A 17,051-nucleotide genomic window follows, 5' to 3' on the forward strand; every position below is an offset into this window, starting at 1 on the left:
TTTCGTACCGCCGAAATCCTTCCTTGAGACTGCAAGACCTTGCTGCGTGTCAGACCGCGATCTTGCCGCCGCCTTGCCTGGTGATGGCAACGACCGCCGGGCGCACCGGCATGTCCGGCTTGAAGTCGGGCCAGCGCGTCGACAAATCCTCATAGTAGGACGGACGGCCGAAAGCGTCCCAGTCCTCGCCGCCGTCGCCCGGATGCTGGACGGCAACGAAAGCGGTCTGGTCGTCCGGCGCAAACAGGGGACCGCACATTTCGGCGCCGATCGGCACGCGGAAGAACAGCTTTGATGTCGCCCGTGCCGTCCCCTCCGTATCGACAGCCCACAGACCATCGGTGCGGCCGGTGGCTTTCGGGCCCTGGCCGTCGGTGGCGACCCAGAGGCGGCCGGCCGAATCGACCGCGCAATTATCCGGCATGCCGAACCAGCCATTGGCGGTGGTTGCGGTCGAGAAGGTGGCGCCGACTTCGGCCACAGCGGGGTCGCCGCATTTCAGCAGGATTTCCCACCTGCCCTTTGTCGCATTGAAATCGCCGCCGTCCTCGACGATCTCGATGATATGGCCAAAGGCGTTCTCGGCACGCGGGTTGGCGGCGTCAACCTGGTCGGCTTTTCGTTTCGAATTGTTGGTCAGCATGACGTAGACCCTGCCGTTGGCGGCATTGGGCTGGATGTCTTCCGGGCGGTCCATCTTGGTGGCGCCGAGCAGGTCGGCGGCGCGGCGCGTCTCGATCAGCACATCGGCCTGGCTGGCAAAGCCGTTCTCCGCCGTCAGCGGCCCCTGGCCGAAGACGATCGGCAGCCACTCGACCGAACCGTCCTCGGCAAACTTGGCGACATGCAAGGTGCCGTCGTCGAGCAAATTCATGTTGGCGGCGCGGTCGTCCGGGTCGAACTTGCCTGCCGTGACGAACTTATAGACATAATCGAAGCGCTCGTCGTCGCCGAGATAGAAGACGACACGGCCATCCTTGGCGACGATCGATTCGGCGCCCTCATGCTTGAAGCGGCCCATCGCGGTGCGCTTCCTCGGCGCCGAAGTCGGATCCTGGACGTCGACCTCGACGATCCAGCCGAAGCGGTTCGGCTCGTTCGGCTCCTTGCCGATGTCGAAACGGTCGTAATGCGCTGCCCATTCATAGGCACCTTCGGGAATGCCGAGGCGCTTGTAATTGGCGGCTTCCTTATGCCCCTGCGGCAGCTCGCCCGAGAAATAGCCGTGGATGTTCTCCTCGGCCATGACATAGGTGCCCCACGGCGTGACGCCGCCGGCGCAATTGTTGATGGTGCCGATGACCTTCGTGCCGGTCGGATCGGCGCTGGTCTTGACGCGGTCGTGGCCGGCGACCGGGCCGGAGAGCGCGATCTCGGTGTTGGAGGTGATGCGGCGGTTGAGCTTGCCGTCGCGAACGACCTGCCATTTGCCTGATACCTTGCGTATCTCGACGATAGTGCCGCCATGCGCGGCCATCTCGACATCGACTTGCTCCTTGCTGAGGGGCGCCTGCTTGGCTTTGCCATCGACGATGGTGACGAGACCCGGAAACATCAGGTGCGGATTGGTGTATTCGTGATTGACGACCAGCAGGCCGTGCTCGGCCGAGCCGTCGATCGGGATATAACCGACATAGTCGTTGTTGTAGCCGAATTGTCTGGCCTGGGCTTCCGCCGACTGTTTTGTCGGATCGAATCCCGGCGAATCGGCGAACAGCGGATCGCCCCAGCGCAGCAGCACGTCGGCGTCATAGCCAGGTGCGACGTGATGCTTGTCGTCGATGCCGGCCTCGAGCTCGTCGAAAGCGAAGGCGGAGCCATCGGCGGCGCGGGCGTTGTCGGCGGTGATCAGCGCCAGCGGGCTGACGGTAGCGGCTATGGCCGAGACGGCAAGCGAACCCTTGAGGAAGCCGCGGCGCGAGAACCGCGCGGCGATGATCTCACCCATGGTGCGGTTGTCGGTGGGATTGGCTCCTGGCCCATCGTTTTCCTCGAGCAGGCTGGTGCGGAAATGGGCGTCAGGGGTGCGATGTTCGGTCATAGGGCCTGCCTCTGGCTGGATGGATTGCTGGAGCGTGTTGCCTTGCCAATCCGGTATTACCGGCAGGTCACAGTTTGATGACATGCCGGCTAAATTGCCACCTGCGATTTCGTCTCCAACATCGGCCCTGCTTGACCGCGACCGGCGCTTCGGAAACAAGAGCTGCGGCAGGCGGTAGGGACCGCATCGGGAGGAACAAAAGTGAGTTTCTGGGGACTTGGGCAGCTCTGCGTCTCGACGGTGATCTTCCTGCTGGCGGCGATGGCCGCAAAACAGTGGGGGCTGGCGCCGAGCCTCGGCAAGATCGTGCTGACGTTGGCGCTCTACTCGCTGGGCAATCTGATCATGCTGAGGCTGATCCGTGAATTCGGCATGTCGGTGTCGTTCAGCCTGTCGGCGGTGATCCAGCTGGTGTCGGTGAATGTGGTGGCGCTGGTCTTCTTCGGCGAGCGCGTCAATGCCTTGCAGGCAACCGGCATCGTGCTTGCCATCGCAGCTGTGGCGCTGATCACGCTCGGGCCCTATCTGCAAAGGCTGTAACTGCGATCGGGCCGATGAAGAAGATTGCAAGCAGACTGCCCAACTGGCTGGAGTTCCCGGTTCTGCTGGCCGGGCTGGTCATTGCCTGCGGGCTGTGGGGGTTCGAGGAGCTGATGGAGCTGGCGCGGGCCACCACGCCGCATACCTTCGACACCGAAATCCTGCTTGCCTTCCGCAAGGCCGGCCAGCCCGACAATCCGATCGGACCGGCGTGGCTGGAAGGAGCGATGCGCGACATCACCAGCCTCGGCAGCGCCAGCGTACTGCTGCTGATCACGGCAGCAATGATCGTCTATCTGCTTCTTATCCGCAGGCCAGGCGCGGCGCTTCTCATGTTCGTCGCGGTAGCGGGCGGCCAGCTCCTGTCAAGCGTGCTGAAATTCGACATCGACCGGCCGCGCCCCGATCTGGTCTCGCATCTCGCCGATGTGGCATCGCTTTCGTTTCCGAGCGGCCACGCCATGCTGTCGGCGGTGACGTATTTGACGCTGGGCAGCATGGCGGCGCGGGTTTTGCCCGGGCGCACAACGAAGATCTATGTACTCGGGCTGGCGGTGCTGACGACAGTGGTGGTCGGCATCAGCCGCATCTATCTCGGCGTCCACTGGCCGTCCGACGTATTGGCCGGCTGGTGCGCCGGCTTTGCCTGGGCGATGCTGTGCTGGCTTGCGGCACGGTTCCTGCAGCGATGGCTTGGGCGGGCCGACGGCACCTGACTCAAATCAGCCTGTTGATCAGGCCATGACCGCAGCCTGCCAGCAGGAAAACCATCGACAGCAAGGCTGTCGAGGTTGCCAACGCTTTGAATATCTTCACCCGCTCATCCTTTTGAAGTCGTTCCTGTGAAGTCGGGATCGCAGCGGATGTCCCGCCAAACGATGCCGAGGTTTGTAGCATGACAGCGCATCGGCTGGCAAAGAGTGCTGCATGTTTGGAGGCAGATCATCAATCCTTGGTGCAGGAAGACGTCGCCGACCACGCCAGCGCAGGAACTTCATCCTCGATTGTTCGGCGGTGCCGTTCTTCGATTCGACGGCAGCCAATGTCATCGAGGGCGCGGCCCACAAGGCGAGCCGCGCCGGCGTTCGCTTCATTATATCAGGCGCTTCAGCGCAGGATACGCCGCATGCTGATCAACCACGGCGTCAAGCGGCCGCTGGTGACTTACGCGCCTCGATCACGGATGCGCGGGCGCAGCTGAGGAGAGCCGCGCCCGCCGCCTGAGCTGGCAACGCCGGCTTAGTCGAGGCCCAACGCTGAGACCTCGCCCTCGTTCATCAGCGGCACGAAGATTGTCGACCTGCCGTCGGTGCCGATGTCGGCGCTGCCCGGTTTGAACGTCGCAACCGCTTGCGGCGTACCGCCGGTTTTGTAGCGGTAGAGCGTGCCGGTCATATAGGCAGTGGCGTAGATGCTGCCGCCGATGGCAACGACGCCATCGAGGTTGGCAAACTTTTCCGCGCCAGTCAGTGGCGAAACGGCCTTGGTAGCAAGATCGACCGAGAGCAGGCCGCCCGGCTCCGCGGTGCTGAAGTCGGGCTTGATGCCCTTGCCCCAGGAAGCGACGATCAGCCGGCCGCCATCGGCGAAGATGCCATTCGGCGAAGCAAGCGCCGCATCCCTGACGAACAGTTCGGGCCGGTCGCGGTCGATGCGATAGATCGTATCGGCAAGCATATCCGTGACGTAGACCTTGCCGGATGCGTCGGCGGTCATGTCGTTGAGAAAGACCGCGTTCGGCACGTCGATCGTCGATGTTAGCTTGCCGCTTGCGAGGTCGACGACGCGCACATGGGTGAGGTCGGCGACGTAGAGTTTGCCGCCGACAATCGCCATGCCCTTGGGCGCGTCCATGCCGTCGGTCCAGTGTTGCGTGACGAGCTTGCCGTCCATCGACAGGATCGACAGATAGCCGTTGCCGTCGGCTTCGCCGGGATTGCCGACGATGTTCGAGACGATAACGCGCTGGCCGGCGGCGTCGAACAGCGCCGATTCAGGCTGCTCGAGGCCGCCGGTGCGCCAGAGTTCAGCGGCCTGAACTGCCGGCGCGGCGGCGATGCCGACCAGGGCGAGAAGCATCGAGGTGAAGAGGCTCTTCATGGCTAGTCTCCTGTAATGGACTGGCGGAGAGCTAGGCCTTTCGATACTTTTCGGGAAGAGCTATCAGGACTAGTACCGAAGGCTGATACCAAATCGTGCAAAAGAGGTGCATCCCATGAACGGCCTGATCTTCGAAGCGCTGAAGCGGACGCTTAAGGCAAAGGGCATCACCTATCGCGTCCTTGCCGAGCGGATGGGTGTTTCCGAGCCGACGGTGAAGCGCATTTTCCACGAGCGCAACTGCAAGCTCGACCGGCTGATGGAGATCTGCACTGCCGCCGGCGTAGAGTTGGAGAACGTGCTCGGCTCTATAACAGAGGACCAGGACCCGCCAACCAGATCGCGCCGGAGATCGAGCGCACGCTCGCCGGGCGGCCGGCACTGCTGTTCGTCTTTGTCATGCTTTCCGAGAAATTCACGCCCGAAGGCATCATGCGCTCACAAGGGCTGAGCGAGGCTTCGATGTTCCTCTATCTGCGCGAGCTCGAGGAACTCGGCCTGATCGCGCTCGGTCGCGGCCTGTCGGCAAGGCTGCTGATCGAGGCGCCGATCCAGTGGAATTTCGAGGGGCCATTGCGGCCGCTGTTCGAGACGACCAACAAGAATTTCATCGGCTGGGCCATCACCCATCTTGAGCGCGAGTCGACGTTCGTCAGCTTCTCCAGGCGGATGCGGCCGGAAACGGCGGAAATGGTCAGGCGCGAGGCGGAGGAATTGGCGGAGCGCGCCAAATTGCTTGCTCATCACGACCAGCACACGACGCCTGAAGACCGACTGGTCGGCTACAAATGGACGTTTGCGTTCGGCGCAACGCCGTTCCCGGTGATCATGCCGATCGGGCCGCATCCGCGCGACGCAGGCGCACGGACGGACGATCGAGTTGCGGCTGCCGCAAACGGACGACGTCTGCCGGCCTAGGTCAAAATGCAGAACGACCGAGTCCGGGCTGTTGGCGGCAGCCAGTCTGACTGAGCTTCTTACCCCTGAGTATCGGCCGCAAACCGGTTCTCAGAAGGTCCCCTGCTCAAACACAAGATCGAGCGGCTATTCGGCGGTCTTGTTCGCCACCTTGTCATCCCAGACCATCTGCCGGTAGTCGAAGCCGTATTCCAGCGTCGGCTTGACAATACGGAAATAGGGCGACAGGTCGAAATCGCGCGGCGTGTAGAGCGAGTGATGGCGGATGTGCAGGATTTCCCTGCGCGAATAGCTCGACTGGGCCGAGGCACGGCCAGGCGCCCGGGTAATCTCCGGCAGGATCGGGTAGCGGATCAGGCCATACGCCTCGGCGATCAGCGACGAGCAGATGGCGCGCGTCGGGTCGCCGGAACCGAAAGCCAGCATGCGGCGGCGCCAGCGCACCGGCACCGGCGGCGTCGGCAAGAAGTAGCGCAGCATGTCGAATATGTTCCTGAGATCGTATCTGAGACCGAGCCTGCCGATCATGAACGCGACGACCGCTTCGCGATCGTCCGGAGCCAGGCCACTCGCCCGGCAGATGCGGGTGTTGTAGCTGCGATAGCGCGACAGCGGCACGGCGATGCAGCCATCGCCGAGCGTGACCTCGATCAGGCGCCGCCGCTCCGATCCGTCCTCCGGCTCCGGTAATGCATCGCCGATATAGAAGGCGGCATGCGACCAGGTCGACTGGGTGAGGTATTTGATCGCCGCCGAGATCTTCTGGTTGCCTTCGATGAGCAGGATGTCGCCGGGCTCGAGCGTGCGGCGCAACGTTTCGGCGTCCGACGGCGTGTAAGGCTCGTAGCCGGACGATTCCTCCTGCAGCCGGCCGGCAAGCCAGCGGCCAAGTCGGTCCAGAAGCGTGTCGCCGGGCTCGGTCATGCCAGACGGCGATTACCACAGGGCGGCAAGTTAGACCATGATCAGCCCACGCCAGGCGTGCCGGCGTCTTCGTGCGCAACTGTGAGATCTTCGCGCGCCTTACGGGCGAACTTCCTCGTCGAGCGCTTCGGGCTGTCGCCGAAAAGCTCGGCCGCCTCGGCGAGGCAGGTCTTTTTCAGGCTCTTTTCCGAACGCTTCAGCAGCTTGGCAAGCAACCGCGTCTCTTCAGCAGGACCGAGTGGCTGGTCCTCGGCATCGAGAAGCGCGCGCATGACGAACACATCGTGCAGCTCGCCGAGCCGCTCGCCCAATTCGTCGACGGCCCTGCGCCGCGTTTTGATCGGCGTCGGCCACAGCCGGCCGAGCAGCGACAGGTGCATGCCATGCGTCTTGGCCGCCTTGCGCAGGTCGTGAAAGTCATCGGCTTCGCCGCGCGAAGCCGCCCTGTCCAGCGCTTTCCTGGCACGGCGCAAAGTGGTGCGCGCGCCTTCGGCGAGCACGTCGGCAGCCTGCTCCGGCTTGTCGGGCAGAGCGAGCTTGTCGATCCGGGCGACACCTTCCTCGCAAGCGGAAATCGCCGCGCCTATCGCAGCATCGAGGCCTGCTCCGCCATGCAGTTCATGCTGGCGCGCGACGAGCCTGTCACGCACGGCACCGAGACCATCGCCGGCACTTTGCTCGGGAAAGCTTGCCGCCAGCCGGTCGATTGTTTCGACCAGCGCGGTCGCCTCGCGCGGGCCGGCAAGCAGGGCCGCCACCTGGCGGTAGCACTGATTCTCCGTCACGCAGAATGTTTCGTCTCCGGAACGGACAAGGCGCAGCAAGGCGCGGACGTTCTTCAGCCGTTTGCGGCATTTGTGCACCCCCGGTTCGGGCCTGTCACGCGCCGCGTTCAGATGGTCGATCACCTTGCCGATCTCCTCGGCGAGGATGCGCCTGACCTCTCCGGTCAGCGACATGCGCGGATCGATACGAAAGCTCATGCGACGATCTCCGGAATCCCCCCAAGGGCGAGCGACGCGTTGTAAAATCTCGGCTCGCCGGTGACTTCACGGCCGAGCCAATCTGGCAGCATTTCGTCCTGTATATCATCCGGCGTCTCGAGCTCGGCGATCACCAACCCCGCAAGCGTCCCGCCGAAGACATCGACTTGGTAGCGATAGCCGCGATGTTTAACATGGTGGCGTGTCTTCTCGATGACATGTCCGATGGCAAAAGCCTGCATCTCTTGCGCCTCCGCCAAAGGTACCGGATATTCGAATTCATCGCGCTCGCGTGCCTGGCTGCCGAACTTGAGCGTCAGCTTGGCGGCCGCATCGTTGCTGATGCGAACACGAACCGTACGGCTGGGTTCGGCGACAAGATAGAATTGACGGATATGAATGTCCGCCTCGACCATTGCCCGCCATTCCTCACCTGAGACCAGGAATTTACGCTCGATTTCCTTGCCCATGGCCAGGCACTAAAGCGCGCACGGCCAGAGTTGGCAAGCCGCTTGACCGCACTTGACTTTAATCATTCGATTGATTAAATTGTTGGCCATGATCAAATCGCCCAGCGCCAGCGGCCTTCCTCATGAGGCGCCCAAGACCGCCGCCGATATGACGCGGGCGGCACTTGTCCGCGCGGCGTTGAAACTGTTCGGACGGCAAGGTTTCGACGGCACCTCGACGCGCCAGATCGCGGCGGAGGCCAAGGCCAATATCGGCTCGATCGCCTATCATTTCGGCGGCAAGGAAGGGCTCCGCAACGCGGCGGCCGACTACATCGTCGACACCATCCAGACCGTTGCCGGCCAGGCGATCGGCAATCTGCAGGCGCCGGTCGCGGCATTGGCCGACACCGAGGCCGCGCGGGCACATTTAGCCGTCGCACTGGAGCGGATGGTCGCCTTCATCGCGGCAAGGCCGGAAGCCGGCGAGATTGTACAGTTCGTCCTGCGCGAGCTGTCGCATCCTACCGCGGCGCTCGACCGTATCTATGACGGCGTGTTCGAACCGGCGCATAACCGGCTCTGCCTGATCTGGGAACAGGCGACGGGCGAGCCGGCCGAGAGCGAGCGCACAAAACTCACCGTGTTCACGCTGATTGGCCAGGTCGTCTATTTCCGCATCGGCCGCGAGGCGGTTATGCGCCGCATGGGCTGGCGCGAGATCGGCAATGACGAGGCCGGAAAGATCGCGGCGGTGGTGACGGATAATCTCAGCGCGATTTTGGCTCGGCGCGATTTGGCTGTCCGGAAGGATCGTGGATCATGAGCCTGCTCTGTTCTTTGCCGCTTGCCGCCCAGCTTTTCAGCGCCTGCGCGCCGGGAGCACCGCTCGCCGTCGGCTACGTCGAGGGCGACTACGTCCTGCTCGCGCCGATCGAGGTGGCGCAGGTCGAGACGATTGCGGTCAAGCGCGGCGACCGCGTCGCGCCCGGCACGCCGGTGGTGACGCTGGAAAACGCCGACGCCAAGATCGCCATCGCACAAGCCGAGGCGGCCCTTGCGCAGGCCCAGGCGCAACTTGCCGACCTGCAGGTCGGCAAGCGGCCTGAAGAGATTGCGGTGCTCAAGGCGCAGCTCGACATGGCCAAGGCGCAAGCCGCCGACGCCAAACGCCGTTACATCCGCGCCAGCGATCTGTTCAAACGCGGCACCGGCACACAGGCCGACTACGACACGGCTTCCGCGACGCTGGAGACGGCCAACGCGCAGGTCGGCCAGGCGGAGGCCAATCTCGCCGTCGGCGGCCTGCCGGCACGGCCGGAGACGATCAAGGCCGCCGACAATCAGGTCAGGCAGGCGCAGTCGGCGCTGGAGCAAGCGCAATGGCGGCTGTCGAAGCGCGTGCTGACGGCGCCCTCGCCCGGCCGGGTCAACGATGTCATCCGCTATCCTGGCGACACGGCCGGGCCGACCGCGCCGGTCATCTCCATGCTGCCGGATGGCGCGGTGAAGCTCAGCGTCTATGTGCCGGAAAGCGCGTTCTCCTCGGTCGACGTCGGCACGCTGCTCAACGTCCATTGCGACGGCTGCGGATCGGGCGTGAAGGCTCGCGTCAGCTACGTGTCGCCGGATCCGGAATTCACGCCGCCGGTGATCTACTCGCTCGAGACCCGGCAAAAGCTGGTCTATCTGGTCGAAGCGCGGCCGGAGGGCGACGCCAGCGCATTGCAGCCCGGGCAGATCGTCGACGTCGATCTGGCGGACATCGGAAAATGAACGTCATCGACGTGCACGGCCTGGTCAAACGCTTCGGCGACAAGACCGTCGTCGATCATGTGACTATGGCTGTGGCCGAGGGCGAGATCGTCGGCTTCCTCGGGCCGAACGGCTCGGGCAAGACGACGACCATCCGCATCATGTGCGGCTTGCTGACGCCGGATGAGGGCGAAGGCACCGTTCTGGGCTTCGACATCCGCACCGACAGCCTGCGGATCAAACGCGAAGTCGGCTACATGACGCAGAGATTCTCGTTCTACGAAGATCTCACGATCGGGGAGAATCTCGAATTCGTGGCACGGCTCTACCGGCTGAAGCCGCTCGACGAGCACGTTGCTAAGACGCTTGAGGAGCTCGGCCTGACATCGCGCAGGAACCAGTTGGCCGGCACCCTGTCCGGCGGCTGGAAGCAGCGGCTGGCGCTGGCCGCCTGCATCATGCACAAGCCGAAACTGCTGCTGCTCGATGAACCGACGGCGGGCGTCGACCCGAAAGCGCGACGCGAATTCTGGGACGAGATCCACCGGCTGGCGAGCGGCGGCCTGACCGTGCTGGTCTCCACCCACTACATGGACGAAGCCGAGCGCTGCCACCGCATCAGCTACATCTCCTACGGCAAGATGCTGGCCACCGGCACGGTCGAGGACGTGGTGAGGAATGCCGGGCTGACCACCTTCGTCCTGCAAGGGCCGCGGCTCGATCAGGTCGCTGCCGCACTTCATGGCCGCCCCGGCGTCGACCAGGTGGCGCCGTTCGGCGCGACGCTGCATGTCGTCGGCTCCGACAGGACGGCACTTCAGGCAGCGCTCGCCGATGTCGAGAAAGAGCACGAGGGCGTTACGGTGACGCCCGGCGAGACCAGCCTGGAAGATGTGTTCATCCAGTTCATGTCCGGTTCGAAGGACAACATGGGATGAAAAATGGGATAGACAGCATCTTTTCGTTCGCCAGGCTAGGCGCGCTGCTGATCAAGGAGTTCATCCAGATGCGGCGCGACCGCATCACCTTCGCCATGATGCTCGGCGTACCGCTGATGCAGCTGGTGCTGTTCGGCTATGCCATCAACAACGATCCGAAGAGCCTGCCGGCAGCGCTGGTGACGATGAGCAGCGATCCTTACACGCGGGCCATGGTTTCGGCGCTGCAGACCACCGGCTATTACCGCTTCGACCATGTTGCGCAAAGTGCCGCCGAAGCCGAATTCCTGATGGCGCGCGGCGACGTCGCCTTCGTCGTCACCATTCCCGCCGATTTTGCCCGACGGGTCGAGCGCGGCGACAGCCCGCAGATTCTGATCGAGGCGGATGCGACCGACCCGGCCGTCGCCAGCGGCGCCATCTCGACGCTCGGCACCGTCGCCAATCAGGCGCTGCTCAGGGCACGCGGTATGCAGGAGACGGCGGCCGAAGCTGCCCGGGGCCAGCTCCAGGTGGTGGTGCACCGGCGCTACAATCCGGAAGCCGTCTCACAATACAACATCGTGCCCGGCCTGCTCGGCGTCATCCTGCAGATGACGATGGTGATGATGACCTCGATCGCGCTGACGCGCGAGACCGAGCGCGGCACGATGGAGAACCTTCTGGCGATGCCGTCCAGCCCGCTCGAGATAATGCTGGGCAAGGTGCTGCCCTATCTGGCGGTCGGCGCCGTGCAGGTACTGGTGGTGCTGGCAGCCTCGAAGCTTCTGTTTGCCATCCCCTTCACCGGGTCGATGTCGCTGCTGTTGACGGCGGTCCTTATCTTCGTCTTGGCGCTGGTGCTGCTCGGCTACACGATCTCGACGATCGCCCGCACGCAAATGCAGGCCCTGCAGCTCACTTTCTTCTTCTTCTTGCCGTCGATCATGCTGTCCGGCTTCATGTTTCCCTATCGCGGCATGCCGGACTGGGCGCAGATTTTCGGCGAGGTGCTGCCGCTGACGCATTTCCTGCGCATCATCCGCGCGGTGATGCTGAAGGGCGCCGAGCTGCCGGCGGTGGCAACGGAAATCGGCTGGCTGGTGGTGTTCGTGGCGCTGTTCGCCGGTATTGCGCTGGTGCGGTTCCGCCGGACGCTGGATTAGGGTCGAACTCGATCCGCTTGTGCAAATGATCGAGATTTACACGGACTTGGCCTGGCCCGGGACCGGTGTCAATTCAGGCGCATTGAGCCCTTCGAAGGGATCGCGCCAGGCGTCGATTTCTTCGAGTTTAAGATACCAGCGACTGACAGAGGGATAGTCATCGAGCGGCAATCGGGCGACATCGTTGAAGGGCAGAAACGTCGCCATTCGAAAGTCGGCATAGGAAACCGAAGCGCCGACCAGCCATTCTCGCTCAGAAAGCTCGGCATCAAGTATGGCAGCGGCCGTGCGGAAGTCGCTCAGGCCCTCCTCAACCCGCGCCTGATCGATCGGGCCGAGCCCATAGCGCTGTTTGGTCCCGCGTTCGAAATGCACGACATCGCAGGCTCTTGCGAAGTTCTCTTTCCCCCAACTCAGCCATCGGATCATCTCGGGCTCGTCGTCGCCAGCGCGCCAGAAATCCGAATGCATATCGCGCGAAAGCCGACAGGCTATGGCGTCGGCCTCCCAGAGGCTTTTTCCCGAACCTATAAGGATGGGCAATGAAAGATTTGGATTGAGCGGCCGAAATCGCTCGGCCTGGCCCGGAGCGAAGGGAGAGGCGAATTCAAACTCGACCTTGGCGTTGAGATACCGTGCCACCGCGACCGCGAGGCGAGGATTGGGATTGCGGCTGAAGAACAGTTTCATTGATCTCAGTCTTTGAAGGGTACCGGTTCGACCGGGTGCAACGGAGGCTCGAGCGCCTCGAACCGGCACCTGGAATTGGTTACTATATTAGCTGGCAGCAATGATCTCGGCATAGGTGCTGAGATCGACATTGCCGCCGGAGAGCACCACGGCAATGCATTTCCCGGCAAGGTCGATCTCGCCTGACGACAGCGCGGCCAAGCCGACGCAACCGCCGGGTTCGACGACCAGCTTCAGACAAGCCATCGCATCGCGCATCGCCTGTGCCACCGCCTTGTCGGAAACGGCGATGGCGCCGGCGAGATTCTTGCGGTTGATTTCGAAAGTGATGGCGCCCGGCTCGGCGACGAGAAGGGCATCGCAGATCGAGGTGTGGCCGGGCGTGTTCGACATCCTGGCGCCTTTGATCAGCGAGCGGCGTGTGTCGTCGAAATGCTCGGGTTCCACGGCCCAGACGGCGGTGCCCGGCGAGGCGTCCTTGACCGCGATCGAAATGCCGCTGCTCAACCCGCCGCCGCCGCAGGGAACCACTACTGCATCGAGGCTGACGCCAAGCGCTCTTGCTTGGCGCATCAATTCGAGGCCGATCGTGCCCTGGCCGGCGATGATGGCCGGATCGTCGTAGGGCGGCACTAGGACCATGCCCTTTTCCACGTAAGAACGGACGACGGCAGTGCGATCGTCGCGGACCCGGTCGAAGGTGATCACTTCCGCGCCCATCTTCCTGACATTGCCGACTTTCATCGCCGGCGCATCGGCGGGCATGGCGATGACGGCCTTGACGCCGAACATCGCCGCTGCGGCGGCAACGCCTTGCGCGTGATTACCCGACGAGAAGGCGACGACGCCGCGGGCGCGTTCTTCCGCCGAGAGCGAGGAGAGCTTGTTGTATGCACCGCGGAACTTGAACGAGCCGGTGCGCTGCAACGTCTCCGGCTTGAACAGGATCCTGGCGCCGAAGCGATTGTTCAACTCCGGCGATTCGATCAGCGGCGTTTCGACGATCAGTCCGGACAATCGCGCTGCTGCACTGTGAATATCGGCGATGCCGGGAGGGGTGATCATGGCTGGGTCCTGCAAGAGATGAGACTGCCTATGTGCACGGAAAGGGAAGCCGCGCACCAATGAAAAAATGTGACCGTTACAATTCGACTTGGAAGCAGGAGTGGGCGTGACTGTCACCCACCTCTCCTCCGCCCTCCGCCATGCTTCGTCATTTCGACAAATCGCTGCCGATTTACCGGCATTGCCGGCCGCCCCTCACCCCAACAGCGTCTTTTGCCGTTTGGGGCCGCCGATCTTGCGCCAGGTGTTGAAGCGATGGGTGGCAGCGGCGAAGGAGATCTTCATCTGCTGAGCAACCGAATAGCGCGACTTTCCCTCGTCGAACAGGCGATAGCAGCACTCGACGCCCTCCTCGGTCAACTTGCCGTCGGGAGCCTTGTTATGCGGATTGGCGGGATCAAATTTTTCGACCTGCTGCTCGACCAGCCCTTTCAGGCGCTGCAAGTCCGCCTCGATGTTAGCGATCAGGTCGAGAACCGGCTTGGGGTCAAACGGCTGCTGTTTTTCCAGCATCTGCGGGTTCCTTTCTCTTGGTTGAGATTCGGTTATATAGGTGAACGTTTGCCGATAGCAACGGCAATGTGTTCGGGATTTTGAAGCCTGTACCTTTGAGCATGAGTGGAGCGGGCACGATTGACCGAGGATGTGCGAAGCTCTAGTTTAGAACCGTTCTAAACTAGGGTGAATTTCTCATGCTTTCCCGCGTTTTCGGCTTCGGCCGCCGTCCCTTTGAATCGCTCTCGGAACAGGAGATCCTGGCGCTCGCCATCTCCTCTGAGGAGGATGACGGGCGCATCTATCGCGCCTATGCCGACGGGCTGGCGGAGAGCTTTCCGCAATCGGCCAAGGTGTTCGAGGAGATGGCGGAGGAGGAGGACGGCCATCGCGATTCGCTGATCGAGCTTTACCGCAAGCGCTTCGGCGAGCGCATACCGCTGATCCGGCGCGAACATGTGAAGGGCTATTACGAGCGCAAGCCGGACTGGCTGGTGAGGCCGCTCGGCATCGACCATGTGCGCAGCCAGGCCGAGGCCATGGAGCGCCAGGCCTATCTGTTCTATATTGAGGCGGCCAAACGCACAGGCGATGCGTCGACGCGAAAGCTGCTCGACGACCTGGCGATCGCAGAACAGGGCCACGAGACACTGGCGCAGCGGCTGGAGCAAAAGCATGTGCCGGGCGCGGTCAAGGACGAAGAGGCGGCGGCCGAGCAGCGCCAGTTCATCCTGACCTATGTCCAACCGGGGCTGGCCGGGCTGATGGATGGCTCGGTGTCGACGCTGGCGCCGATCTTTGCCGCCGCCTTTGCCACGCATGATACGTTCCAGACCTTTCTGGTCGGGCTTGCCGCCTCGATCGGCGCTGGCATCTCGATGGGTTTCACCGAGGTGGCTTCCGACGACGGCAAATTATCTGGCCGCGGCTCGCCGGCAAAACGCGGGCTGACCGTCGGCGTCATGACGACGCTGGGCGGGCTCGGCCATGCGCTGCCCTATCTCATCCCGCTTTTTTGGACGGCGACCATTGTCGCCGCCGTGGTGGTTTTCTTCGAGCTGTGGGCGATCGCCTTCGTGCAGAACCGCTACATGCAGACCCCATTCTGGCGCGCCGCCTTCCAGGTGGTGCTGGGTGGCGCGCTGGTGTTTGCGGCAGGGGTGCTGATCGGGAATGCTTAACCATTCACCGCCTGGCTGTCCTGAGGCGCCTCGGCGCGTTCGGTCAGGCCGTAATCGCGCACGACATGAGCGATACGCAAACGATAGTCCGCAAAGATACCGCCGCGCCCGGCCTTCTGCGCCTGCCGATGTTCCTGCGTGTTGCGCCAGGCCTTCACCGCATCCTCGTCGCGCCAGAAGGACAGCGACAGGATGCGGTTCGGATCGGCAAGGCTCTGGAAGCGCTCGATCGACAGGAAACCGTCGATGCCGTCGAGCAGTGGGCGCAGATCGGCGGCGATGCCGAGATAGGCATCGCGCATGCCCGCCGCCGGCTCGACCTCGAAGATGACGGTGATCATGGTTTTACCAAAGGAGCATGTGGCCCGGAGGCGAGCTTGAGGAAGGTGCGGTCCTCCTTCAGGATGAATTTTTCCCGCCGGGCGAACTCGTAATTCGCCTTACCGGCGGGATCGGCGGCGAGCCGGGCGCGGTAGGCTTCGTAGGCCGCAAGACTGTCGATGTTGTAGGCGGCATAAGCCGTGGTGGCCGAGCCTTCGTGCGGCGCGAAATAGCCGATCAGATCGGCGCCGCAGCGCGGGATCGCCTGCCCCCAATTGCGTGCATATTCCTCGAACGCCGCCTTGCCGAACGGATCGATCTCGTAGCGGATGAAGCAGGTGATGGTCATTTTCGCCTCCTTGGCGGTGGATGTTTTCTTGCGGTCACAGTTCGAGCCGGATCGAAACGTTCCGAAGATCGATATGCTAGGCAAATCCTTCGCTGATCATGCCTGCCAGAACGATTTCGCGCATTCGCGGCGGACGTCTTCAGGTGTCAGGCCAAGGTCCCGCAGCAGATGATCGTCGATCTCGGCGAGGTCGAGACGCTGCAGATGACGGTCGTACCACCGCTTCAGGAGCCGCAGCCGCAAGCGGCGCAAGACAATGAACGGGAACGGCCGGCGAGCAGGCGCGGCGCCGAGAATGGTCCTTGCAGGCATCGTTGTCTCCTTGATTTGCATCGAGACTAATGCTTTTCTGACGAGGATGCTTCGATGAGGAACGAACCATGCGCGAAGGACCTGACATAGCCCGCATTGCCAGCCTGGTGGGCGATCCAGCGCGGGCAAACATGCTGTCCGCACTGATGGGCGGCACGGCACTGACGGCGAGTGAACTGGCACTCGAGGCCGGGGTGTCGCTTCCGACAGCGAGCTCCCATCTGTCGAAGCTGATGGAAGGCGGGCTGCTGACGCTGGCAAGCCAGGGACGGCATCGCTACTACGGCCTCGCCGGCCCGCAGGTAGCAGGCATGATCGAGGCGATCACAGGTGTTGCCGCTGCGGCCGGGCCGCAACGAGTGCGGCCTGGCCCACGCGACGCGGCCATGCGCGTGGCGCGGGTCTGCTACGACCACCTCGCCGGCGAGCAGGCGGTGGCGATGCTGGACCGTCTCGTCGCTCGACAAGTGCTCCTGCGAGATGATGAGGAGATTCACCTTGGGCCGTCGGCCGCCTCGCATTTCGCCGCGATCGGCATCGATGTCGAGGGCAAGGCGCGGCGACCGGTGTGCCGGGCCTGCCTCGACTGGAGCGTGCGGCGTTCGCACCTCGCCGGCACGCTGGGCGCCGCCATTCTCGACAAGATCCTCGCCGAGAAATGGGCGCGGCGCGAGAAGGACAGCCGTGCGGTGATTTTCTCGCCGACAGGCAAGCAGGCGTTCGAGAAGACGTTTCTCGCCTGACGGCTCGCTTCGACGCACTAGAACGGCTCGTCGTTTCACGGAAACACCGAACCGCTCTATCTTTTTTGTTTTGACGCAATCCCAGACGGAAAACCGTTCCAC

Annotated in this window: 21 protein-coding genes and 1 pseudogene; 11 read left to right on the forward strand and 11 right to left on the reverse strand. The window is 63.2% G+C overall.

The genetic code is table 11. The annotated features are described in order from the left end of the window. Positions 1-49: 49 nt before the first annotated feature. A complete protein-coding gene (locus tag NKH30_RS14270) occupies positions 50-2,041 on the reverse strand; it encodes a PhoX family protein (protein WP_352995909.1) in 1,992 nt (663 codons plus the stop codon). Between the two features lie 201 nt (positions 2,042-2,242). On the opposite strand from NKH30_RS14270, the gene NKH30_RS14275 reads away from it, so the two are divergent. The 3 genes and pseudogenes from NKH30_RS14275 to NKH30_RS14285 form a co-directional block, all read left to right on the forward strand. Further along, on the forward strand, positions 2,243-2,581 hold the full coding sequence (locus NKH30_RS14275) for a hypothetical protein (RefSeq protein ID WP_023679017.1): 339 nt from the start codon (positions 2,243-2,245) through the stop codon (positions 2,579-2,581). Between the two features lie 14 nt (positions 2,582-2,595). Then, on the forward strand, positions 2,596-3,297 hold the full coding sequence (locus NKH30_RS14280; RefSeq protein WP_352995911.1) for a phosphatase PAP2 family protein: 702 nt from the start codon (positions 2,596-2,598) through the stop codon (positions 3,295-3,297). Between the two features lie 259 nt (positions 3,298-3,556). Further along, positions 3,557-3,805, forward strand: a pseudogene (locus NKH30_RS14285) (sodium-independent anion transporter); the annotation flags it as partial. 15 nt (positions 3,806-3,820) lie between these two features. Here the strand turns inward: NKH30_RS14285 and NKH30_RS14290 are convergent. Beyond that, a complete protein-coding gene (locus NKH30_RS14290) occupies positions 3,821-4,681 on the reverse strand; it encodes an SMP-30/gluconolactonase/LRE family protein (protein ID WP_352995913.1) in 861 nt (286 codons plus the stop codon). A 115-nt stretch (positions 4,682-4,796) separates the two neighbouring features. Here NKH30_RS14290 and NKH30_RS14295 point away from each other — a divergent pair, with 115 nt between their 5' ends. Further along, on the forward strand, positions 4,797-5,132 hold the full coding sequence (locus NKH30_RS14295) for a helix-turn-helix domain-containing protein (protein WP_352995915.1): 336 nt from the start codon (positions 4,797-4,799) through the stop codon (positions 5,130-5,132). Continuing rightward, positions 5,081-5,599 carry a hypothetical protein gene (locus NKH30_RS14300; protein WP_352995917.1) on the forward strand — a complete coding sequence of 173 codons (519 nt, stop codon included), beginning with the start codon at positions 5,081-5,083 and terminating at the stop codon, positions 5,597-5,599. Before NKH30_RS14295 ends, NKH30_RS14300 begins: the two co-directional genes overlap by 52 nt. 126 nt (positions 5,600-5,725) lie before the next feature. Here the strand turns inward: NKH30_RS14300 and NKH30_RS14305 are convergent, their stop codons facing one another. The 3 genes from NKH30_RS14305 to NKH30_RS14315 are packed head-to-tail and all read right to left on the reverse strand — an operon-like array spanning position 5,726 to position 7,976. Beyond that, a complete protein-coding gene (locus NKH30_RS14305; RefSeq protein ID WP_352539806.1) occupies positions 5,726-6,523 on the reverse strand; it encodes a C40 family peptidase in 798 nt (265 codons plus the stop codon). A gap of 41 nt (positions 6,524-6,564) precedes the next feature. Further along, complete coding sequence (locus NKH30_RS14310; protein WP_352995919.1) at positions 6,565-7,506, reverse strand: CHAD domain-containing protein; 942 nt, start codon at positions 7,504-7,506, stop codon at positions 6,565-6,567. Beyond that, a complete protein-coding gene (locus NKH30_RS14315) occupies positions 7,503-7,976 on the reverse strand; it encodes a CYTH domain-containing protein (RefSeq protein WP_352995920.1) in 474 nt (157 codons plus the stop codon). Before NKH30_RS14315 ends, NKH30_RS14310 begins: the two co-directional genes overlap by 4 nt. A gap of 88 nt (positions 7,977-8,064) precedes the next feature. Here NKH30_RS14315 and NKH30_RS14320 point away from each other — a divergent pair, with 88 nt between their 5' ends. The 4 genes from NKH30_RS14320 to NKH30_RS14335 are packed head-to-tail and all read left to right on the forward strand — an operon-like array spanning position 8,065 to position 11,793. Beyond that, positions 8,065-8,781 (forward strand): CerR family C-terminal domain-containing protein, encoded by a 717-nt coding sequence (locus NKH30_RS14320; RefSeq protein ID WP_352817952.1) that lies wholly within the window; start codon positions 8,065-8,067, stop codon positions 8,779-8,781. Continuing rightward, positions 8,778-9,731: an HlyD family secretion protein gene (locus tag NKH30_RS14325; RefSeq protein ID WP_352817890.1), complete on the forward strand. Its 954-nt coding sequence runs from the start codon at positions 8,778-8,780 to the stop codon at positions 9,729-9,731. The genes NKH30_RS14320 and NKH30_RS14325 overlap by 4 nt, the downstream gene beginning before the upstream one ends. Continuing rightward, positions 9,728-10,648 carry an ABC transporter ATP-binding protein gene (locus tag NKH30_RS14330; RefSeq protein WP_023679007.1) on the forward strand — a complete coding sequence of 307 codons (921 nt, stop codon included), beginning with the start codon at positions 9,728-9,730 and terminating at the stop codon, positions 10,646-10,648. Before NKH30_RS14325 ends, NKH30_RS14330 begins: the two co-directional genes overlap by 4 nt. An 8-nt stretch (positions 10,649-10,656) precedes the next feature. Continuing rightward, positions 10,657-11,793, forward strand: a complete 1,137-nt coding sequence (locus tag NKH30_RS14335; protein WP_352473617.1) for an ABC transporter permease — start codon at positions 10,657-10,659, stop codon at positions 11,791-11,793. Positions 11,794-11,829: 36 nt separating this feature from the next. Here NKH30_RS14335 and NKH30_RS14340 read toward each other — a convergent pair whose 3' ends face one another. The 3 genes from NKH30_RS14340 to NKH30_RS14350 all read right to left on the reverse strand — a co-directional run bounded on the left by NKH30_RS14340 (position 11,830) and on the right by NKH30_RS14350 (position 14,061). Continuing rightward, complete coding sequence (locus NKH30_RS14340; RefSeq protein WP_352817888.1) at positions 11,830-12,483, reverse strand: glutathione S-transferase family protein; 654 nt, start codon at positions 12,481-12,483, stop codon at positions 11,830-11,832. 87 nt (positions 12,484-12,570) lie between these two features. Then, positions 12,571-13,548 carry a threonine/serine dehydratase family protein gene (locus NKH30_RS14345; RefSeq protein WP_352817885.1) on the reverse strand — a complete coding sequence of 326 codons (978 nt, stop codon included), beginning with the start codon at positions 13,546-13,548 and terminating at the stop codon, positions 12,571-12,573. A 195-nt stretch (positions 13,549-13,743) separates the two neighbouring features. After that, positions 13,744-14,061: a hypothetical protein gene (locus NKH30_RS14350; RefSeq protein WP_352451855.1), complete on the reverse strand. Its 318-nt coding sequence runs from the start codon at positions 14,059-14,061 to the stop codon at positions 13,744-13,746. 179 nt (positions 14,062-14,240) lie between these two features. Here NKH30_RS14350 and mbfA point away from each other — a divergent pair, with 179 nt between their 5' ends. Then, the gene (mbfA, locus tag NKH30_RS14355; protein WP_352473594.1) at positions 14,241-15,224 is read left to right on the forward strand and encodes an iron exporter MbfA; all 984 of its coding nucleotides are present in this window, start codon (positions 14,241-14,243) and stop codon (positions 15,222-15,224) included. Here the strand turns inward: mbfA and NKH30_RS14360 are convergent. The 3 genes from NKH30_RS14360 to NKH30_RS14370 form a co-directional block, all read right to left on the reverse strand. Continuing rightward, complete coding sequence (locus NKH30_RS14360) at positions 15,221-15,565, reverse strand: antibiotic biosynthesis monooxygenase family protein (RefSeq protein WP_352539800.1); 345 nt, start codon at positions 15,563-15,565, stop codon at positions 15,221-15,223. The genes mbfA and NKH30_RS14360 overlap by 4 nt on opposite strands. Beyond that, a complete protein-coding gene (locus NKH30_RS14365) occupies positions 15,562-15,894 on the reverse strand; it encodes an NIPSNAP family protein (protein ID WP_352684016.1) in 333 nt (110 codons plus the stop codon). The genes NKH30_RS14360 and NKH30_RS14365 overlap by 4 nt, the downstream gene beginning before the upstream one ends. Positions 15,895-15,990: 96 nt before the next feature. Continuing rightward, positions 15,991-16,206: a DUF1127 domain-containing protein gene (locus tag NKH30_RS14370; protein ID WP_352683672.1), complete on the reverse strand. Its 216-nt coding sequence runs from the start codon at positions 16,204-16,206 to the stop codon at positions 15,991-15,993. Positions 16,207-16,274: 68 nt separating this feature from the next. Here NKH30_RS14370 and NKH30_RS14375 point away from each other — a divergent pair, with 68 nt between their 5' ends. Continuing rightward, entirely contained in the window at positions 16,275-16,949 is a 675-nt protein-coding gene (locus NKH30_RS14375) for an ArsR/SmtB family transcription factor (RefSeq protein WP_352995923.1), read from the forward strand. Positions 16,950-17,051 lie beyond the last annotated feature (102 nt).

It is taken from the genome of Mesorhizobium sp. M1273, assembly GCF_040318195.1.
Taxonomy (GTDB): domain Bacteria; phylum Pseudomonadota; class Alphaproteobacteria; order Rhizobiales; family Rhizobiaceae; genus Mesorhizobium.